Genomic DNA, 21654 nt, shown 5'->3' with positions numbered 1-21654 from the left:
TTCCACCAATTAATATTGGTGGAAATCATATCAATTTAATTATCAATTGGATCGACATCAATACTCCATCTTACTTTTGACGTTTCACTCCATTTACTCATTACCGTTAATAGTTGATCTAATATTTGCTGTAACTGTTGCCTATTTGTATGTTGAAGAAGTAATTGCCAACGATGATACCCCGCTTTCTTTGGTTGACTGGCAGGTATTGGTCCAAGTTGCCATAATGCATGATCACAATGGGCCTTTAACCAATCATGAATATGATGTAAAAATGCTGGAGCATGATGATTATTACGATCTGCAGCACGAATCAATGCTTGATAACTAAATGGTGGTAATTGTGTTTGTTGCCGTTCTTGAAGAGCCTGTTTAGCAAATTTTGGGTAGCCTTCAGTGAGTAAAATGTTGAGTAAAGGATGATCTGGATGATACGTTTGTAAAATAACTTGACCTGCCTTTGCTTCACGACCTGCTCTTCCTGATACTTGAGTATAAATTTGAGCAAATCTCTCAGTAGCGCGAAAGTCACTTGAAAATAAAGCTCCATCAACATCAACAATTCCAACCAAAGTCACATCGGGAAAGTGATGCCCCTTGGCTAAAATTTGTGTACCAACTAAAATGTGCGCACCTCCTTGTTGGATATTTTTTAGATAGTTATCTAATGCGTTTTTTTTACTCACTGTATCGCGATCAATACGACTAATTTTGATCTTAGGAAAAAGAATCTCAAGCTGTTGTTCAAGTTGTTCTGTCCCAAATCCAATCGGTATTAAATGGGTGGAACCACATTTTGGGCATTGTTTTGGAATTATTCTAGGTGTATCACAATAGTGGCAAATCAATTTTTGTTGTTTTTGATGAAATGTATAAGGTCGATCGCAACGAGGGCATTCAGCAATCCAACCACAATCATGGCATATTAATAATGGTGAAAACCCTCTGCGATTTAAAAATAACATTACCTGATTATTATTAGATAAATGTTTTTTTATTTGCTCAATTAATGGCTGGGATAGACCCGCAGTAAGTACTAACCCACGCAAATCCAAAATCGACTGTTTTGCTAGTGTTGCATTACCCGCTCTTTCGGTTAACTGTAATAAGTGGTACTTGTGGTTTTGTGCATTATTGAGTGTTTCAAGCGATGGTGTTGCAGATCCTAAAATGATTGGAATATTGTTAAATTTAGCTCGAATAATCGCTAAATCGCGAGCATGATATCGCCATCCTTCTTGTTGTTTATAAGAACTATCATGTTCTTCATCGATAATAATTACGCCTAAGTCTTTAAATGGAGTAAAAAGTGATGAGCGAGTGCCAACAACAATAGCATTTTCTCCATTTTTACTTTTTAGCCAAACAGCGAGTCTTTCTTTATCAGTTAATCCTGAGTGTAAAATATCTATTGGTGCATTAAAGCGTTGTTTAAAACGTTTAATTGTTTGTGGTGTTAAACCAATTTCAGGAACTAGTACTAATGCTTGCTTACCAGCAGCTAAAATATTAGATAATATATTTAGATAAACTTCTGTTTTACCTGAGCCAGTGACGCCCTCCAGCAAAAATACCTCAAATTGGTGATTTTGTTTATTGACGGCTTCTATAGCATAGTTTTGCTCTTTATTTAACTGAATTGAACTAGAGTTAGTCGAAAAGTTTGTTTGCCATTGAACCGCATTTGGTTGATAGGTGACTTGCTCTATAAGTTGTTTTTTCTGTAATTCGTGATAGACGGTATTACTTACGCTAGTGTCAGAAATAGTATTATTTCTAAATGATGAGAGTAATAATTTTTGTTTTGGAGCTCGTGATAGTGATTCCAAATCAATATGTGTTCCTAACTTGGTTAATTGCCATTGTTTGGTTTCTTCTTTGGTTGCCTGACGCCCTTGCCTTAGTAAAATAGGCATAGCATGAAATAGAACCTCACCGATAGGATAATGGTAATAGTCGGCAGCCCAGTTTAGTAACTTCCAAATAGAGGGCGTAAAAACTGGTTCTTTATCAATAATTGTCGTAATTGTTTTTAAGTTTTTGATATCAAACTTAGTTTTATCATCAATGCTAACAATAATTCCTATTGACTCACGTTTGCCAAAAGGAACTTTGACCCGCATTCCAATTTGAGCCGGTCTTGTTAAGCTATAATCAAATAGTTGGTAAAGTGGTACTGGTAAGGCTATATGAGCGATAAGCATTAAAAAATCACAAATAATAATGAATGTAAAACTATATTGTACGCAGTTTTTACTTAACCCGCAAAAGCTATGAGATGCCATTTATTATTACTAGAATATTTTGTTTACTCATCGGTATGTATCACTTAATTAGAATAAAATCGAAAGTGGTAACTATTGGTAAAATTTGCTATCTTGGCTATAGTTGATGATTTATAAATTGTTGAGGATTTAAGGATGCAAAAATCATTTTCGCATATTAATCAGCATGGTGATGCTCATATGGTTGATGTTTCAGATAAACAGATAACAACGCGAGAAGCAAGCGCTGAGTCATTGGTCTTAATGAATTCTGAAACACTGAATATGATTATTGAAGGTAAACATCATAAAGGTGATGTTTTTGCAACTGCAAGAATTGCAGGGATTCAAGCAGCTAAGAAAACTTGGGAGCTTATTCCACTTTGTCATCCACTTTTTTTAAGTAAAATTGAGATTAACATAGAAGCAGATAGAATAAAAAATTGTGTTCGAATTCAATCATTTTGTCGTTTAAACGGGCAAACAGGTGTTGAAATGGAAGCAATGGTTGCTGCATCGGTTGCAGCCTTAACTATCTATGACATGTGCAAGGCAGTGCAAAAAGATATGGTGATTACTCAAGTAAGGTTGTTAACCAAGAGTGGTGGTAAGTCGGGCAATTTTATAGCCAAGAAAGTTTAATAGAGATAAGATGAATAAAATTATTTTTTTTGCTCAAATTCGAGAATTAGTGGGAAGTGAGTATATTATGTTAGATGCTAAGCAACTTTCAGTATCTCACCTAATTGATCAGTTAAGCGAACGAGGGGAAAAGTGGTTGTTAGCATTTAAGGAAAATAATGTTTTATGCGCAGTTAACCAAACATTGGTTGAACTTAATTATATTATTCAAGACGGTGATGAAATTGCATTCTTTCCTCCTGTCACAGGCGGGTAATATGATGGATCTTATCAAAGTCAGTGAAGAACCTATTAATGTTAATAAGCTAAACGATTGGCTTTCACAATTACCACAAGATGGTGCTGTGGTCTCTTTTATGGGCAAAGTTCGTCGTAATGAAACACAAACGATAAGCCTCTTTTTAGAATATTATGCCGGAATGACTGAAAAAGTGTTGGCGAATATTATCGCTCAAGCTAGAGAGCGGTGGCAATTAAGCCGAATTGCGATAATCCATCGGGTGGGCGAAATTAATGCAAATGAACAGATTGTTTTTGTGGGCGCGAGTAGCGCACATCGCTCAGATGCGTTTGCAGCCACAGAGTTTATTATGGATATTTTAAAAAGCGAAGCGCCTTTTTGGAAGAAAGAACGAACGCCTCGTGGAGAAAGTTGGGTTGACGCAAAAAAAACAGATATAGAAGCATTGAAAAAATGGTATTAGCGATTATTTAGGTTATAATAGTACAAAGTTATATCATTCTTTTTATTGAGAGGTAATCAATGAACAATTATTCGCCTAGCGGTTCAATTATTGAACAAACAGGTAGTCGTACTCAAACATATATGAGCCATGTTTATGGCTGGATGACAGTTGGATTATTATTAACTGCTTTGGTGGCTTGGTATGCATCTAATAATCTTGAACTTTTGAATGTATTATATCAAGGTATGTGGGTGTTGCTTATTGCTGAGCTTGGTTTAGTTTTTGTAATCTCTGGCTTGATTAATCGCCTATCTGGCTCTGTTGCAACCACATTATTTATGCTTTATTCAGTTTTAAATGGTTGTACGTTCTCGATTTATTTTATTGTTTACACTTCATCTTCAATAGCAAGCGTATTTTTTATTACAGCTGGCATGTTTGCTGCTTTGGCTTTTTATGGTTATACCACTAAACGAGATCTATCTGGTTTTGGACGTTTCTTGTTTATGGGGTTAATTGGTATCGTCATTGCTTCAATTGTCAATATTTTTATGCATAGTGAGCCATTAATGTGGGCTATTACTTATATTGGTGTGTTTGTTTTTGCAGGATTAACTGCTTATGATACACAAAAACTTAAAGAATTAGGCAATCAATTATCACAAGATGATCCTAATATGTTTAGACGATTTGTTATTTTAGGCGCATTAACCCTTTATCTTGATTTCATTAACTTATTTATTATGTTATTAAGAATCTTTGCAGATCGTCGATAATTTTATTTAATTGAAGTAAAAGGGCTCTAAATTGAGCCCTTTTTGTTAAGATTTAATTAATGCTTTATTTTGTTGTGCTACTTTTTTAAAAAATTTCAGGAAAGCACTACGTTTAACTATAAAATACTGTAACATTCGTATAATGTAGAGTAAATGTACTTAATAACAAATACTATGAAAAAATTATACCTATTTGTCCTAATTAATATCCTTATTTCATCAATAATAGCAATTCGATTCTTTCTTGTTCCTGGAGCATCGTTTAATTCGGTTGGGGTGGTATTTTCAATATTTGCGGTATTGGGGCATTTTTTTTCCGCCTACCTATTGCTTTTAATTGTTTGCGCTCCTTTGCTCTGGTTTAAACCACTTATTCGTAATATTATTCTTGCTATATTATTCAGTTTTTTTCAAATAGGGTTATATGTTGATACTCTTGTTTTTCAGCAATATCGATTTCATATAAATCAGTCTGTTTTATCAATGGTTTTTTCTGGACAAGTTGTTGATTTCTCTGTATTGACTTACTTTTTAATGTTTGTGCTTATTGCTGTTTCGTTTTGCGCTGAATTTTTTATTCTTTACATAGTCAACAATAAATTGATTGTACCACACAAGAAATCGAGAATTGTATTGGTATCAACAATTTTTCTTTTTAGCTCATTTTTAATTGGTCATGTTGTGCACATGATTGCCTTTTATTATGCTTATTCGCCTATTATGGTAGTGAAGGAATATATTCCACTTTATCGGCCATTTACGTCGAAAAAAATCATGAGTTTTTTTGATGAAAAAGGGCAACGAAAAGTTGTGTATAGTAAGGATAATAGCAATGCTAGCGTTTATTATCCCAAAAATCCATTGGTGATTAACCCAGAAAATAATAAACTTAAAAATATTATGTTTATTGTATTAGATTCTTGGCGATATGATACGTTTAGTGAAGACATTTCTCCTAATACATTTCATTTTGTTAAGCAATATAATGGTGTGATTTTTGATAACCATCACTCAACAGGTAATGCCACGCGTACTGGTATTTTTGGATTGTTTTATGGTATTCCTGGTACGTATTGGGATTCCTTTTTACGAAATAGTGTTCCTTCACTATTTATCACAACGTTACAGAAAGAAAACTATAATATAGGTATCTTTACTTCAGCTAAAGTTACCGCTCCAGAATTTGATCGAACAGCATTTGTCACTATCAAAAATTTAAGAATCAGTAGTAAAGATGGTTCTGCATCTAGTCGTGATAAGCAAATCACAGAAGATTGGCTTGCATGGTATAAAGTACGTGATACATCTAGACCGACATTTTCTTTTTTATTTTATGATGCTCCCCATGCATATGACTTTCCTGCCACTTTGCCAGTGAAATTTAAACCTATTGGTGATCTTAATTATATGACATTGAGTAATGACACTGACCCTCTGCCTATTTTTAATCGTTATAAACAAAGCGTTTATTATGATGATTATTTATTACAAAATGTCTATGATGAACTAATTAAATCAGGTTCATTAGATAATACAATATTAATTATCACAGGTGATCATGCTCAAGAGATGAATGATAATAAACTCGGTTTTTGGGGGCATAATGGTAATTATACTGATGCACAAACAAAAGTGCCTTTTATTATTATTGATGCAAGTGAATTAGAACATCTTAAAAATAATAGATCAAAAATGACCAGCCATGAAGATGTTATTCCTACCTTAATGAAACATTATTTATATGTGAAAAATGATATAAGCGATTATTCGACAGGCTATGATTTATTTAATCCTATCACTAATCGTAACTGGCTTTTGATGTCAAATTATAGCTCTTATGCAGTTAGAACTTCTAATAATATTTATTTTGTGAATCGATTAGGTATTAGTCATTATATGGATTTATATAATCGTGAAACAGATGAAACCCCAAATTATCAATATATTCAAGAAGCGATGAATCATATGCGTTATTTTTCTCAACCAGGAAAAAATAACTTAAAAGATAAAAACGATTAGTTAAAGCAGGAAAGAAAAGAGGGATCATTATCTACCGAGCATGGCGGATAATGATCTATATATTAACGTATATCGGCACAATTTAGACAATAAATATAGCGATTTTGCGGGTCTTGAAATTTATTCCATAAAGAAACATGTTGTTGAAGCTGTTTTGCTTCCGGAAGTTGTTCAAAAAATATCTCTGCAGTTGATTTAGGTAACATAGCTATCATATCCGAATAAAATGCATTAAACCAATTTCCTTTTGGTTTTTGCCAATCAATTTTATAATCAGTTAAATGAGCTAATGTTGCAGCAGTTTCAATAGCATCATCAAAATCGCCTAATTTATCAACAAGCCCAATTTTACTTGCTTCTGTACCTAACCAAACTTGACCTTGTCCAATGTTATCAACTTGCTCGGTTGTCATATTTCGTGCTTTTGCTACTAACGAAATAAATGTTTGATAGCCATTGTCAATGTTCATTTGAATTAATTCATTCATTTCGAAAGGCAGATTTTTAGTCGAAGTATTATCTGCTAATGGTGATGTGGTTACGCCATCACTATAAACACCAATATGAGATAAAGAGCCTTCAAATGTTGGAATAATACCAAAGATACCAATTGAGCCAGTAATGGTATTTGGGCTTGCAACTATGTAATCTGATGCTGTTGATATCCAGTATCCGCCTGATGCCGCCATTCCTCCCATAGAGATAACAATAGGAATCTGATAGCCACGTAGGGCTTCTAGTTCACTACGAATTGCTTCTGAAGCATCTACACTCCCTCCTGGGCTATTTACTCGTAAAACTATTGCTTGTATGTTATGTTTATTTAAGTTTTTACGAATCTTTCTTAACTGTTCAACAATGTCTTGACTACCGGCTACATTACTACTATTTTCACCATCGGTAATAGTGCCGTTGACAAATACAACTGCAATTACAGGTTTGTTGTCTTTGTTCGCACTATCTAAATTTTTATCTTTTGACTTAAGTTGATAATCATAAATGCTGATTTGATGCTGATGAGTAAGTTCTGATTCAAATTGGTAATTAGATGCAATGACATCGACTAATCCATTAGATATAGCATATTGAGCCATATTGCCATTAACAGTCTTTAAATCTGCCAACATGGTATGGGGTGGCGGAACTAATTGTATACTGGCTTTTTTTCGTTGTGTTGAAATGTCATCAAGATAGTTATTCCACATAAGTGTTAACCAACGTGTCGTATTGCTTTTAGCTTCTTCAGACATATCATCACGGATGAATGGTTCGATGGCAGATTTGTAAGTTCCTACTCTAAAAACGTGAGTGTTAATTTTTAAGTTATCAAGTAAGGTTTTATAATATAGGTTGTTAGCCGCTAATCCATATACATTAACAGATCCAAGTGGTGTTAAATATATTTTATCGGCATAGCTCGCTAAATAATATTGGCTTTGATTGAAATTTGAACCATAAGCATAAATTGGTTTATTAGCCTCACTAAATTTGGTTAGATATTTGCCAATATATTGTAGCGAGCTCATATCTGCACCAACGAAATGATCTAATTTAAGGATAATACTTGTGATGTTGGGGTCTATCGTTGCTTGAGCTATTTTTTGAGTTAATTCAAATAAACTATTTTCACGGGAGATATTTACTTTCTTGCCATAAATTTTGTTCTGTAAAGCATAGATTTCATCACTATAAAGTGTGTTATCAACAATCACGCCTTCAATATCCAGAACCAATGAACCATATTGTGGCACAATTTCTTGTTTTTGTGCTTCTTTGACCAAAGCAATGCAGCTAAAAATTAAAATAACAATGATTAGAAAAATTAGGTTAAGGAATATTTCTCTGATAAAGTTAATCACTTTCCATATTGATTTAATGGCAGATAAAGCAGACATAATAATTGATCCTTTCATAATGGTTATCTAATTTTTTGCTTCAATATTTTTCTTTTTAAAGTATTTTTTGTCTTCAAATCGTAAGCATGTTAATTTCCCCCCCCAACAACATCCTGTATCAAGGGCATAAACGTTATCTGGCGTATATTTGCCATTTAATGCCGCCCAATGTCCAAAAGCGATGCTATATTCACTTGGAATTTTACTCGGTAATAAAAACCAAGGTTTAAGTTTTGAAGGTGCTTGCTCTGGTGATTTTTTATAATAAAAATCTAGCCGACCATCCTCATAGCAAAAACGCATACGAGTTAATGCATTAGCAATATAACGTAGCCTATCTAAGCCTTGTAGTTCTGGCAACCATTCGTCAGGAAAATTACCATACATTTTATCAAGAAATAGAAGATAGGAATTACTCGATAACATTACGTTAAGATCATGAGCGCTTTTTTTTAATGTCTCAAGATCCCATTGCGGTGAAATACCAGCATGGGTCATAATTAGCTTTAATGATTCATCAATTTGAACCAAAGGTTGTTTACGGAGCCAATCCATCAATTCATCAACATCAGTTGCATGAATAACATTTTCAAGATTATCTTTTTTTTTAAGTGGTGTAATGTTGGCATGAATAGATAATAAATGTAAGTCGTGATTACCTAAGACCAATCGAATTTGGTTAGCATTATATTTAACAAATCTCAGAACTTCTAATGATTTTGGACCTCTAGCAACGAGATCCCCTGTTAACCATAAGGTGTCTGATGATGAGAATTTTGCTTTTTCAAGAACTCTCATAAACTCATCATAGCAACCATGAATATCGCCAATAAGTAAGTTTGCCATGCTGTTAATTCCATGCGTTTGCTAGTTGACAGTATTGTTGTACTGTTAAGTTTTCAGCACGTAAATTTGGGTCAATATTCAATTCAACTAATTGTTTAGCAGTAAACATATTACTTAAGCTGTTACGGATTGTTTTACGTCGTTGGTTAAATGCTTCTGTAGTTACACGAGAAAGTGTTTTTATGTCATTAACAAGATAAGGTTTTTCTTTATAAGGTACTAATCTAACTACTGCCGAATCAACTTTTGGTGCAGGTTTAAATGATGTTGGCGGCACTTCAAGAACCGGAATGATTTGACAATAATATTGAGCCATGACGCTCAATCTACCATAATCTTTACTGTTAGGGGCTGCAACTAAGCGAGTGACTACCTCTTTTTGTAGCATAAAATGCATATCGGTGATGATATTTGCATGTTCAAATAAATGGAACATCAAAGGGGTAGAGATATTATATGGTAAGTTACCAAAGACTCTTAATGGTTTATCTAATTGCTCGGCTAACAGATTAAAGTCAAAAGTCAGTGCATCTTGTTCAATAACGGTTAGCTTATTATGTAAAAATGGATTTTCGATCAATCTACTGGCTAAATCTCTGTCGATCTCTATAACGGTTAAATGATCGACATGTTTACTTACAGGTACTGTTAATGCCGCAAGTCCTGGTCCAATTTCCACTAGAGCTTGATCTGTTTTTGGCTGAATAGCTGCAACAATACTTTCGATAATATAATCATCATGTAAAAAATTTTGTCCGAATCTCTTACGGGCAAAATGCCCTTGGTGAATACGACTATTCATGATTATTTTCACCTGTAATTTTAATATAAGCATCACCTTTTATTTCTTGAATCCATACCTGGGCTTCTTCAGAAAATTTACGATTAAAAATAAGTCTATAAGCTTGTTCCTTATTCACCGCATTAGTTCCATCCGTTTGTCTTGTATCGATTAGTTGAATGAGATGCCATCCATAAGATGATTTGATAGGATAACTCACTTCACCTTTTTTTAGCTGAGTTAATGCAGTTTGAAAACCATTATCATAAACTTCCGGACGGTTCCAACCTAAGTTGCCCCCTTTGCTTGCTGAACCTGTATCTTCAGAATTAGCTTTAGCCGCCGCTTCAAAGGTTGTTGCACCACTGGTAATTGATTTACGAATATCGATGAGTTTTTGTTTAGCAATTTGGTCAGTAATTAATACGTTTGTTTTAATCAGGATATGGCGCGCATTAACTTCTTTAATTTTGATAGTTTTTGGTGCTTCTGAACGAGTATCATCAACTTTTAAAATATGTAAACCAACACCTGAACGGATAGGTCCAATAATACTACCTTTTGGTGCACGAACTAAACGTTCTTCAAAGATAGTGGGTAATTCATTAAGTTTATGCCACCCCATATTGCCACCTTTTAAAGCAAGATCGTCGTTTGAATATGACGTTGCTAATTTAGCAAAATTTTCACCTCTTTGAGCTCGATTTATAATATCTTGCGCTTTATTTGTTGCATTATCAATTTGTTGTTTAGATGCTTTTTCAGGAACGGATATTAAAATATGCCTAATTTTTACATCAATATTATTGGTTGGCTGGCGAGCAATATTTTGGGCTAGGTTTTCAACTTCTTTTTCTGAAACTCTGACTCTAGATCTGACTTCATGCATTCTAGTTTTATCAATCATCATGTCATTGTGAATTCTTTCACGATAGGCTTCATAACTCATTCCCATGATCGAAAGCCTGCTTCGAAGCTGGTCGATGGTCATGCCATTTTCAGCAGCAATTCTATCAATGGCACTGGTAACTTCATCATCACTAACGGTAATTTTAGCCTTAGCTGCTTTTTGTAAAATTAAATTTTCAATAATTAAGCGATCAATAACTTGTTGTCTAAGTACTTTATCTGCAGGTAAATTTTTGGAATCGGTACTTGCTTTAATCGTTTTTAACATATCATTAACATCACTTTCTAAAATGACATTGTTATTAACAATTGCAGCAACTTGTTCTACAACTTTAGGTGTGGCATTTGTAGAGAATGAAGTTATCATGCCTAAAGTTACGCTTAGGTTTAAAACGATAAATAGTTTTAATAATTTCATATTTACTTAACTCATTTTGTTGTTAAAGCATTGACAGAATGCAATAAATTTATCGGTAATCTATCTTACAGAAATATCTTATTCAAATGTTGTAGTATATGGTAGTTTTCCAAAGTTTAGCATCTTAGCTGTGGCATTTTGATTGTTACCTAATCCTTGTAATTCGAAGTTAATAGATAGTTTATTTTCATACTTACTTTTGCGAGAAATATTATCCCAATCTGTTAGTTTCCTTCCATATTGTACCGTTGTTCCCCAGCAACAATCACTATAATGCAATCCAACAAAACCATCAGTTGTTTGTCCTAATTTAACATCATAATAATATGATCCTACTGTACTGACTGTCTGCGATAGTGGCCAAGCAGTCATCATTCCTACTTGAGATATATCTTGCCTATAGCCTCTATAAAAAGGATTTTTATCAACAGTGTCAATATAGTTACGATTTGCATAGCGATAAGATAATTGCATTAATTTATCACTCGATGATCGATACTCAAATATAGCATTGGCTAATGAAATCGTATCAATTCGAGTATCGTATTGAACTCCACTTCTAAATAGCATATCTTCACTTATACGCCAGAAATTATCTGATGCCCAAGTAATACTGCCAGTATCAGATTTTTCGTCTAAATCATTATTATGTTGACTTGTTTTTGATTTTGAAAAATAAGTGATTTGTCCAATTGATAGATTAAATTTTTCAACCTTATTATTATCATAAAATCGAGTTGTTACTCCCGTTGATATTTTGTTGGTTGAAGCAATTCTATCTAGACCACTATAAGGCTGATCTCTAAATAGACCTATATAATCTGATTGTAATATAGTGGAATCATAGGCTCCAATATTGGATTGATTTCGGTATGGAATATAAATGTATTTTATTCGTGGTTCTAAAGTTTGTGTATAGTCCTTAATAAAAGGCATATCACGTTCAAAGATAACTTTACCATCAATACTAAGTTTAGGCATGAAACGATTTACATTTTTGTCTAAATATTTATATTGTTCAATATCCTTTTTAATATTATTTTGATTATAATGGGTTGCCATAAATCCCGTTTCAGTGGCTAATGATGACCAAGAATTGGTTAAGGTATAATTAAGCGTTGGTTCAAAATGAACTCGCCATGCCTTAGGTTTATTTTGTCCTGATGTTAAAAAGCGAGATACTTGAGAAAATGTTCTAAATTTGAACGGTCCGAAATCATTATTATAATAATTCATGTCCAACTGAGGTTCAGTTTGGTAAAGCGAATCTTTTAATTCTGAGTGAAATGGCTGAAAGTGTCTATAGCCTAATGTAATATCCCAGTTTTCGTCATTATAAGCGATTTTATAAAACTGTGTTAAATACCCAGCGGTTTGGGAAGCATATTTCGAGTTTAGATTGGTGAGATATTGATTGTCGCTGACTCGGGTTGTATCAGTATAAAAACGCCAATTATAGTTAATTAATTCATCATTTTTCCAATGGAATAGCCAACGATGGGAATTGTCATCATAATTGTTGCCATTAAAATGATTTTTTCTATCTTCATCATATTCTCTATCATGTTGTAACCAGTCAAATGCAAGTGTACCCAAGCCTATTTCATTTAGATAACGAAATTCTGTTTGTAATTGCATTCCACGGTTTTGCAAAATTCTTGGTGTAAAGGTTGCATCATAATTTGGAGCAATATTCCAATAAATTGGTATCGAAAAATCTATGCCATCAATACTGTCATAACCTAAATTAGGCATTAATAATCCTGAACGGCGTTTATCACTGGTTGGTAATTGTAAATAAGGCGAGTACAAAACTGGCACTTTTCCAATACTAAATACAGCATTCCAAACTTCTAATAATTGCTCCTGGTTGTCATGAATAACCGTTGTTCCCTTAATATTCCATGTACTGTCATTAATAGGGCAAGATGTAAAACTACCATTTGTTAAAATAACATATCGATTTTTTTCAAGCCTCATCTGATCAGCGTTACCACGACCAAGTCTATTGACAAATTGATACTGACTTGGACTCATATTTGCATCATTGTTATTTAGATTCATTGATGCGTTATCGCCTTTCATTTTTATTAAATTATCTTGATAAGTAATGTCGCCTTCTAATGTTACTGTTCGATTATTATCATTATGAGTATCAATTGTTACTTTATCGGCTTGAACAGTGCGGTTACCTTGTTCTATTGATACTTCACCTTTATAGATAGTAATACTTGGATAGATTGCTTCGAATTGGTTAGCTTCAGCATTGACAGGTAAGTTATTTATATTTCCATTGACTAACGGGCGATCAAATCTGGGAACGTCTATAAGACATTGAGGATTATTGCTAACTTCCGCTTTAGGTAAAGCTATAGCATAACTAGAGCTATTATACAAAGAAAAAGTAACGGCGATTGCAATGAGAGAAAGCGATAATTTTTTCATCAATGATTAAAAAGTTATTATGATTATTTTAATTACAGCATTATAGCGGTTATTTATAAAAGTGCGAATTAAAAATTAGCGTTTCACTTTGCGTTTATTCATTTTATTAAGCTGTTTTACCATCACGACTCTTTTTTCAACAGAAGTATATTGAAACTCATCCCACCATTTAGCTAATTCTAAAAGTTCTCCTTTTTCGATTGAAGCCCGCATTTCTAAAAGGTCATAAGCAGCTCTAAACTTCGGGTGTTCTAAAATAACAAATGCTCGTTTGCCATCTCGTTTTTTTAGACGTAATTGCAAACGCCAAATATCTGCCATTACACTGGTTAAACGTCTAGGTATGGCAATGCTTTTACATTGTTCACTGAGCACTTCGTTAATTGCCATCGAAAACGAATCATGAAATGGTAAGCCACTTTCGATACATGTTGCTTGTGTTTGTTCAATAATTGGGTACCAGAAAAATGCAGCAAATAGAAATGCAGGATTGACTCGCTTGTTGTTTGCAATACGATAATCAGTATTTTTTAAAACTTGCTCAATGATTTTTTCTAAATAACCGTTTTGATTATTGACAAACAAATGCTCAATAATAGGAAATAGTTGTTCGAAAAGACAATATTCTCTTAGTAACTTGTAAGTTTTATAACCATTTCCAGTTTGTAATAATTTAAGAGACTCATCAAAAAGTCGAGCAGAAGGTATATTTTTCAATAATGGCGCAAGATCTTTAATTGGCTCAGCAGTAGTTGGCTCAATTTTCATATTCAGTTTTGCAGCAAAACGGACAGTCCTTAGCATTCTAACTGGATCTTCTCGATAACGTGTTTGCGGATCGCCAATTAATCGAATAATACCTTTTTGTAAATCTTTCAATCCTCCGCAGTAATCGCGTAAGGTAAAATTATTTACATTATAATAAAGCGCATTCATGGTGAAATCGCGACGCATTGCATCTTGTTCAATGGTTCCGTAAACATTATCACGTAACAACATCCCTGATTGTGAACGTTTAGAAATATTGTTTTGTTTGTCTTGTGAGTCATGATCTCCACGGAAAGTCGCTACTTCTATAATTTCTTTACCAAACATGATATGAGCAAGACGAAATCGTCTTCCAACTAGGCGACAGTTACGGAAAATTTTCTGAACTTGTTCTGGTGTTGCATTAGTTGTGATATCAAAGTCCTTTGGCGTTTTGCCTAAGATGAGATCTCTAATACATCCACCAACTAAATAAGCTTCGTAGCCTTGTTTATTTAATCGATGAAGGACTTTTAATGCGTTTTCACTAATTTCTTTACGGGATATATTATGTTCATTGCATGGAATGGACAAATAACCAATTTTTTGTTGACCTTCACGACGAAAAAACTTTTGGTAAAAACGTGAAACTTGTTTAAAAATAGCGCACCTCAAAAAGTGTTTTTTGGCTTAATAACAATCATAGTGTGCGATTATATCGTAATTGATAATAAGTTTCCATGTTTCTTAAAATTGGATATTTTTATCGATGAGATCATCTTTTTCTACGATGACCTAATATTATATTTGATTTTTTTAATATAATTATCAACAATAGTAGTCAATATAGTAATATTAGTAATATCTAATTAAAAACAATAAATTCTATTTTGCTCTAGCTAGATTGTAACTAGTTGATTAAAATATAATAAAACATACTTAGGACTTCTCTTTACTTATTTGTTTCACTGAATATAATTTATAAGGCATTGTAGTTTAAGAAATTATGAAGCGCTTTTTAATGTTATTTGTTATAACGTTACATATAGAAGTTGTCTGAGTATATACTATTAACTAATAACTTATTGGGGACATTATGAATATTCGTGATTTGGAATATTTTGTTTCGTTAGCTGAATTTCGCCATTTTCGTAAAGCAGCAGATGCTTGCAATGTGAGTCAACCAACTCTTAGTGGTCAAATTAGAAAATTAGAAGATGAATTAGGCGTAATGTTATTAGAACGTACTAGCCGCAAAGTATTATTTACACAAACGGGTATGATGTTGGTTGAGCAAGCCAAAGAGATTTTGCGTAATATTCAAATTTTAAAAGAGATGGCAAGCCGTCAAGGTGAAGAGATGTCAGGACCAATGCATATAGGATTGATTCCCACCATTGCTCCTTATCTTTTACCTCATGTTATTACGGTGTTACATGAGTCTTTTCCTCAATTAGAACTTTATTTGCACGAAGCGCAAACTGCTAATATTGTTGCTCAGCTTGAAAGTGGAAAACTTGATTGTGCTATTGTTGCGCAAGTTAAAGAGACTGCTCAATTTATTGAATTGCCTTTATTTGAGGAGCCTATGTTTTTGGCTGTTCCTGCTAATAACGAGCTAACTAGTAAAAAGAGTATTAAATTATCCGGTTTAAAAGGGCAAAAATTCTTAATGTTAGAAGACGGTCACTGTTTACGTGATCATGCAATGGGGTATTGTTTTCAAGTTGGTATCGATGAAGATAAACAGTTCAAAGCAACTAGTTTAGAAACGCTTCGGAGTATGATTTCTGCCGGTCGTGGTATCACTTTATTTCCAGAGCTAGCTGCGCCAAACGAACGAATTCGTGATAATATTTGCTATATTCCATGTACAGATCCAGTACCATCACGAAGTATTACTTTAATTTACCGCCCTGGCTCGCCATTGCGTTCACGTTATGAAACTATAGCGAAAACTATCCGCGAACATATGCCAAAAGTACTTGAAGAAAAAGAACGATTATTAAAAGTAGCTAATTAATGGTAGGTTAGGGATAAAATATTAGAATTAAGCTATCAAATGAAAAATATCAAGACAGGTGGCATTAGAGCTCAACAGAAAGAGAGAACTCGCCGTAATTTAATCGACGCAGCATTTAATCAACTTAATGCTGAGCAAGGTTTCGCTAGTTTAAGTCTACGAGAAGTAGCTCGTGAAGCAGGTATCGCGGCTACTTCGTTTTATCGCCATTTTCGAGATATGGATGAGTTGGGTTTAGCCATGGTTGACGAAAGCGGTTTAACTCTTCGCCAATTATTGCGCCAAGCACGTAAACGTATTGAAAAAGGCGGTAGCGTATTACGGACATCAGTCACCACATTTATTGAATTTATTGATAAAAATCCCAAAGTCTTTTTATTACTTCTTCGCGAAAAAGCAGGAACGTCATCTGCTTTTCGTTCTGCTATCGCTCGTGAAATTCAACACTTTATTTTTGAACTTGTTGATTATCTTGATAACGCTAATAAAATGCCTCATCATTACAACGAAGCTCAAGCAGAAGCAATGGTTACTATTGCTTTTAATGCCGGTGCCGAAGCAATTGATTTTGACATAATTCAACGTCAAAAATTAATTGAGGATCTTATTTTTCAATTAAGAATGGTTTCACGTGGTGCCTATTATCTTTATCATAAAGAACAAATTAAAAAAGATAGTCATTAATCGTTATACTACCTCAAATCCAATTTCAAAATTCTAATTTGGTCGTAATATTAAAATTTTATGCTGTTTAGCAATTAATTATTTTCAATAAGAATATCTACTAATTACTGATTTTTACTATTTATTGTGTTTTTGTCATTCATACTATAGCATTAAAAAAAGAGAAACATTGTTAAATAGAAATTAATTTCATGACTAAACTATACTTTTTTCTTTATTCGCTTATTTTGTCCTTTCCCTTTTTCAACTATGCTTATTCAAATGTGGGATTTAAGGAAATCTATTATAACAAAGAAGACAGTAGACCTTTAAATATTGCAATATGGTATCCGACCAATGCTCAACAAAGAGCAGTAACTATTGGCGATAATGCCATTTTTTATGGTTCTAAAGTTATTCCTGATGCTGTACCTATTTCAAATTATCGTCAACATCCTTTAATTGTTATTTCGCATGGTTATGGAGGAAGTTGGCAAAATTTAAATTGGCTTGCTTATGAACTGGCAGATAAAGGATATATTGTTGCTGCACCGAATCATCCTGGAACTACTTATTTTAATAAAGATATTACTCAATCTACTAAATTGTGGTTACGTCCTCAAGATCTAAGTAAAACTATTGATGCGTTACAAATAGATGAGATTTTGGCAAACTATATTGATATGAATAAAATTTCATCTATTGGGCATTCTCTTGGCGGTTGGACAGTAGCTGCACTTGCCGGAGCAAGGTTTGATACGAACCTTTTTAAACAAGATTGCACTATACATTCACATTTAAAAGCTTGCCAGTTAGTAAATGAACTTGGACTAGATAACCCACAATTAAATAAAAACATGTCAGATCCGAGAATAAAGTCATTTATTTCTTTAGATGCTGGATTAGTTAGAGGATTTACTGCAGATAGTTTGAAAAATATTACTGTTCCTTCTTTAATCATTGGTGCTGGTATTGATGTTGGTGATACGAATGTAGAGCTAGAATCTGGTTATTTACAACAGTTTCTTTCAAAATCATTATCAACTTATATTGTTATCCCTGATGCAATGCATTTTAGTTTCATGCAAATTTGTAAATCAGGCGCTATAGATATTTTAGAGCAAGATGCTAAAGGAGAAGCAATTATTTGTAAAGATGGTGGGAATCGCACAAGGACAGAGATACACCGTGAAATAACGGATCAAATAATCGATTTTTTAGCTAAAGCGAATTTAAATTAAGTGCCTATTTTAGAAATATACTGCGGCGGAAGCCGCAGTATATTAATGAATTAATCATTAAAGGTTTTGTAATACTTTTTCAACACTATCTTTAGCATCACCAAATAACATATAGCTATTTTCTTTAAAGAATAGTGGGTTTTGTACACCTGCATAACCAGTATTCATTGAGCGTTTAGAAATAACAACCGTTTTTGCTTTCCAAACTTCAAGAACAGGCATGCCAGCAATTGGACTATTTGGATCTTCTTCTGCCGCTGGGTTAACAGTATCGTTTGCACCAATAACCCAAACAACATCAGTCTCTGGGAAGTCATCATTGATTTCGTCCATTTCAAGAACGATATCATATGGCACTTTCGCTTCAGCTAATAATACGTTCATATGCCCAGGTAAACGTCCTGCAACAGGGTGAATACCAAATCTCACTTCAATATCCATTGCACGTAGTTTTTCTGTAATATTACTTACTGCACCTTGGGCTTGTGCAACAGCCATACCATATCCAGGAACAATAATAACTGAACGAGCTTCTTTTAATGTTTGTGCAACTTCAGCAGGTTGCATTTCACGGTACTCACCTTGTTCTTCATCAGATGAACTGGTTGAGCTGCCATCACTACCAAACCCGCCAGCAATAACGCTGATAAATGAACGGTTCATTGCTTTACACATAATATATGAAAGAATTGCGCCAGACGAACCTACTAGTGCACCAGTGACAATAAGAAGATCATTCCCTAGCATAAAGCCTGCAGCAGCAGCTGCCCAACCAGAATAAGAGTTTAGCATTGAAATAACCACTGGCATGTCAGCACCACCAATTGAAGCAACAAGATGGAAGCCAAATACAAAAGCAATAATAGCCATGATCAACAAGCTAATTGTTGCACCGGCACCATTTTTTACTTCAACAAAAGTAAACATTAAAATGATCGAGACAACAATTGCAGCTAGATTCCAATAATGTTTATTTGGAATGGATAATGGTTTTGAGCTAATGCGTCCATTTAACTTACCAAACGCGACTACAGATCCAGAGAAGGTTACTGCACCAATAAAGACGCCAACAAAAATCTCTACTAGATGTACAGTTAGTTCACCGCCGTGAAAATTTTGAATGTGAGGATCTAAAAAGCTATTTAAGCCAACTAGCACCGCTGCCATTCCCACAAAGCTATGAAGTAGCGCAACAAGTTCTGGCATTTGCGTCATTTCAACTTTTTTAGCAAGATATAAGCCAATAGTTGCACCAATAATCATTGCTATAACGATCCAGTGTAATCCACCTTTAATACTAGCAACTGCTGCGATAAGTGCAATTGCCATACCAATCATACCGTAAATATTACCTGATTTAGCAGTTTCTTGATTAGACAGACCGCGTAAGCTGAAGATAAAAAGTAACGCAGCAATGACATAAGCAGCTTGAATAATTCCATTACTTAACATAATTTATGTTCTCCTTTTTACTTACCACGTTGGAACATTTTCAGCATTCTTTGAGTAACAAAGAATCCACCAAAAATATTGATACTAGCAATCAAAATAGCAACAAAGGCAATTGCCGTAGTTAAGCCATTATCATCACCGACTTGTAATATTGCACCGACTAATATAATCCCTGAAATCGCATTAGTTACGGACATCAGTGGCGTATGTAAAGAGTGTGTAACATTCCATACTACGTAATAGCCAACAACACAAGATAATGCAAATACGGTAAAATGACCTAAAAAGCTTTCAGGAACAGAGTTAGCAAGCCAGAAGAAAGCAATGAGAACCAATGCTAAAATACCATATTTTTTACGGGGATCCATTGGTTTGGGTTCTGCTTTTGCAATTGGTTCAACTGTTTTTTTCTGAGGTTGAGCAGATACTTGAATTGGCGGTGCAGGCCAAGTTATTTCTTTATCTTTAACCACCGTTACACCACGAATGACGACATCTTCAAAGTTGATATCAATATTACCGTCTTTTTCTTTTGCAAGTAGTTTTAATAAGTTAACAATGTTTGTTCCATAAAGTTGTGATGCTTGAGCTGGCATACGATTAGCTAAATCAGTATAACCGACAATCTTTACATTGTTATCTGTTTCGAAAACTTCACCTGGTTTAGTCAATTCACAGTTACCACCAGTTAATGCAGCCAAATCAACAATAACGCTACCCGGTTTCATTGATTCAACCATCTCTTTAGAAATAAGTTTTGGTGCAGGCTTGCCTGGAATTAATGCTGTTGTGATAATAATATCAACATCTTTTGCTTGCTCAGCAAACAGGGCCATTTCAGCTTCAATAAAAGCAGCTGACATCTGTTTAGCGTAACCATCGCCAGAACCAGCTTCTTCTTCAAAATCTAACTCTAAAAAGTCGGCTCCCATGCTGTTAATTTGTTCGGCAACTTCAGGACGGGTATCGAAAGCCCGAACAATTGCACCTAAACTCACTGCTGCACCAATTGCTGCAAGACCAGCAACACCTGCGCCAATAACTAATACTTTAGCTGGCGGGACTTTACCTGCAGCAGTAACTTGACCTGTAAAGAATCGACCAAATTGATTTGCAGCTTCGATAACTGAACGGTAACCAGCAATATTAGACATTGAACTTAACGCGTCTAAAGATTGTGCGCGTGAAATACGTGGTACACAATCCATAGCCATTACAGTAATATTTTTAGCTGCTAATTTTTCTAATAATTCTTTATGCTGAGCTGGATAAATATAACTGATAAGGGTTGATCCCTCTTTCATTAAAGCAATTTCATCGTCGGTTGGTGCATGAAATTTCAAAATAAGATCATTTTGCCAAATGTCTTGTGTGTTTTGAATTGTGGCTCCAGCATCAATAAAAGCTTGGTCTTCAAAATGAGCAGCATGTCCAGCGGCTTGTTCTACGGAAACTGTAAAGCCTAGTTTTAACAGTTGTCCAACAGTCAGGGGAGTTGCTGCAACTCTAGCTTCATTGGCTAACCGTTCTTTAGGTATACCGATATGCATGTCGTTACGTCCTTATGTTAGTTTATAGAATGTATATTGATTTTAGCATAAATAGGTTTCTGTGCGAGTAGGGAATCTATTTTTTATTCAAGAAATAAGATTTTAAATTATTTTAGTGATATTTATTAATTAATATTATTATAAGGCTATATCTAAATAGCGATAATTTAAATAATATAGTTTTAAGTCTTACGATGAATTCCATTACAAATTTACGCTATATTGTTATATAATTGATAGCATTTTTATTTATACTACACAGAGATAAAACCTCTTCGGTATATTTCGATTTCGTTC

The 21654-nt window shown here is 34.0% G+C and carries 17 protein-coding genes; 8 read left to right on the top strand and 9 right to left on the bottom strand.

The features are described from left to right. Nucleotides 1-35: 35 nt before the first annotated feature. Complete coding sequence (priA, locus tag BQ5209_RS01785) at nucleotides 36-2204, bottom strand: primosomal protein N' (RefSeq protein ID WP_085246941.1); 2169 nt, start codon at nucleotides 2202-2204, stop codon at nucleotides 36-38. A 216-nt stretch (nucleotides 2205-2420) separates the two neighbouring features. Here priA and moaC point away from each other — a divergent pair, with 216 nt between their 5' ends. From moaC to BQ5209_RS01760, 5 genes are all read left to right on the top strand, one after another. Then, nucleotides 2421-2906 (top strand): cyclic pyranopterin monophosphate synthase MoaC, encoded by a 486-nt coding sequence (gene moaC / locus BQ5209_RS01780; RefSeq protein WP_085246862.1) that lies wholly within the window; start codon nucleotides 2421-2423, stop codon nucleotides 2904-2906. A gap of 10 nt (nucleotides 2907-2916) precedes the next feature. Continuing rightward, nucleotides 2917-3162: a molybdopterin synthase sulfur carrier subunit gene (gene moaD / locus BQ5209_RS01775; protein WP_085246861.1), complete on the top strand. Its 246-nt coding sequence runs from the start codon at nucleotides 2917-2919 to the stop codon at nucleotides 3160-3162. Between the two features lies 1 nt (nucleotide 3163). Further along, nucleotides 3164-3610, top strand: coding sequence for a molybdopterin synthase catalytic subunit MoaE (gene moaE, locus BQ5209_RS01770; protein WP_085246860.1), 447 nt, complete (start codon nucleotides 3164-3166; stop codon nucleotides 3608-3610). A gap of 59 nt (nucleotides 3611-3669) precedes the next feature. Beyond that, the gene (locus BQ5209_RS01765; protein ID WP_085246859.1) at nucleotides 3670-4368 is read left to right on the top strand and encodes a Bax inhibitor-1/YccA family protein; all 699 of its coding nucleotides are present in this window, start codon (nucleotides 3670-3672) and stop codon (nucleotides 4366-4368) included. A 174-nt stretch (nucleotides 4369-4542) separates the two neighbouring features. Beyond that, complete coding sequence (locus BQ5209_RS01760) at nucleotides 4543-6387, top strand: sulfatase-like hydrolase/transferase (protein WP_085246858.1); 1845 nt, start codon at nucleotides 4543-4545, stop codon at nucleotides 6385-6387. A gap of 62 nt (nucleotides 6388-6449) precedes the next feature. Here BQ5209_RS01760 and sppA read toward each other — a convergent pair whose 3' ends face one another. The 6 genes from sppA to pcnB all read right to left on the bottom strand — a co-directional run bounded on the left by sppA (nucleotide 6450) and on the right by pcnB (nucleotide 15091). After that, nucleotides 6450-8300: a signal peptide peptidase SppA gene (gene sppA / locus BQ5209_RS01755; protein WP_208609914.1), complete on the bottom strand. Its 1851-nt coding sequence runs from the start codon at nucleotides 8298-8300 to the stop codon at nucleotides 6450-6452. A 9-nt stretch (nucleotides 8301-8309) separates the two neighbouring features. Beyond that, a complete protein-coding gene (gene apaH / locus BQ5209_RS01750; protein WP_085246857.1) occupies nucleotides 8310-9128 on the bottom strand; it encodes a bis(5'-nucleosyl)-tetraphosphatase (symmetrical) ApaH in 819 nt (272 codons plus the stop codon). A gap of 4 nt (nucleotides 9129-9132) precedes the next feature. Next, nucleotides 9133-9930 carry a 16S rRNA (adenine(1518)-N(6)/adenine(1519)-N(6))-dimethyltransferase RsmA gene (rsmA, locus tag BQ5209_RS01745; protein WP_085246856.1) on the bottom strand — a complete coding sequence of 266 codons (798 nt, stop codon included), beginning with the start codon at nucleotides 9928-9930 and terminating at the stop codon, nucleotides 9133-9135. Continuing rightward, a complete protein-coding gene (gene surA, locus BQ5209_RS01740) occupies nucleotides 9923-11236 on the bottom strand; it encodes a peptidylprolyl isomerase SurA (protein WP_085246855.1) in 1314 nt (437 codons plus the stop codon). The genes rsmA and surA overlap by 8 nt, the downstream gene beginning before the upstream one ends. Nucleotides 11237-11314: 78 nt before the next feature. Then, nucleotides 11315-13681, bottom strand: coding sequence for an LPS assembly protein LptD (lptD, locus tag BQ5209_RS01735; protein ID WP_085246854.1), 2367 nt, complete (start codon nucleotides 13679-13681; stop codon nucleotides 11315-11317). Nucleotides 13682-13756: 75 nt separating this feature from the next. After that, entirely contained in the window at nucleotides 13757-15091 is a 1335-nt protein-coding gene (gene pcnB, locus BQ5209_RS01730) for a polynucleotide adenylyltransferase PcnB (RefSeq protein WP_085246939.1), read from the bottom strand. A 433-nt stretch (nucleotides 15092-15524) separates the two neighbouring features. Here pcnB and oxyR point away from each other — a divergent pair, with 433 nt between their 5' ends. From oxyR to BQ5209_RS01715, 3 genes are all read left to right on the top strand, one after another. Continuing rightward, a complete protein-coding gene (oxyR, locus tag BQ5209_RS01725) occupies nucleotides 15525-16451 on the top strand; it encodes a DNA-binding transcriptional regulator OxyR (RefSeq protein WP_085246853.1) in 927 nt (308 codons plus the stop codon). A gap of 39 nt (nucleotides 16452-16490) precedes the next feature. Beyond that, nucleotides 16491-17135: an HTH-type transcriptional repressor FabR gene (gene fabR / locus BQ5209_RS01720; protein ID WP_085246852.1), complete on the top strand. Its 645-nt coding sequence runs from the start codon at nucleotides 16491-16493 to the stop codon at nucleotides 17133-17135. Nucleotides 17136-17326: 191 nt separating this feature from the next. Further along, nucleotides 17327-18355: an alpha/beta hydrolase family protein gene (locus BQ5209_RS01715; RefSeq protein ID WP_085246851.1), complete on the top strand. Its 1029-nt coding sequence runs from the start codon at nucleotides 17327-17329 to the stop codon at nucleotides 18353-18355. Between the two features lie 57 nt (nucleotides 18356-18412). Here the strand turns inward: BQ5209_RS01715 and pntB are convergent, their stop codons facing one another. Both pntB and pntA read right to left on the bottom strand, forming a co-directional pair. Continuing rightward, complete coding sequence (gene pntB, locus BQ5209_RS01710) at nucleotides 18413-19807, bottom strand: Re/Si-specific NAD(P)(+) transhydrogenase subunit beta (RefSeq protein WP_085246850.1); 1395 nt, start codon at nucleotides 19805-19807, stop codon at nucleotides 18413-18415. A 17-nt stretch (nucleotides 19808-19824) separates the two neighbouring features. Beyond that, nucleotides 19825-21357 (bottom strand): Re/Si-specific NAD(P)(+) transhydrogenase subunit alpha, encoded by a 1533-nt coding sequence (gene pntA / locus BQ5209_RS01705; protein WP_085246849.1) that lies wholly within the window; start codon nucleotides 21355-21357, stop codon nucleotides 19825-19827. Nucleotides 21358-21654 lie beyond the last annotated feature (297 nt).

Origin of the sequence: Gilliamella mensalis, from assembly GCF_900103085.1 — a bacterium.
GTDB classification, from domain to species: Bacteria; Pseudomonadota; Gammaproteobacteria; order Enterobacterales; family Orbaceae; genus Gilliamella; species Gilliamella mensalis.
The sequence above is the reverse complement of the archived record's forward strand: the minus strand, read 5'-3'. Positions and strand labels throughout refer to the sequence as shown.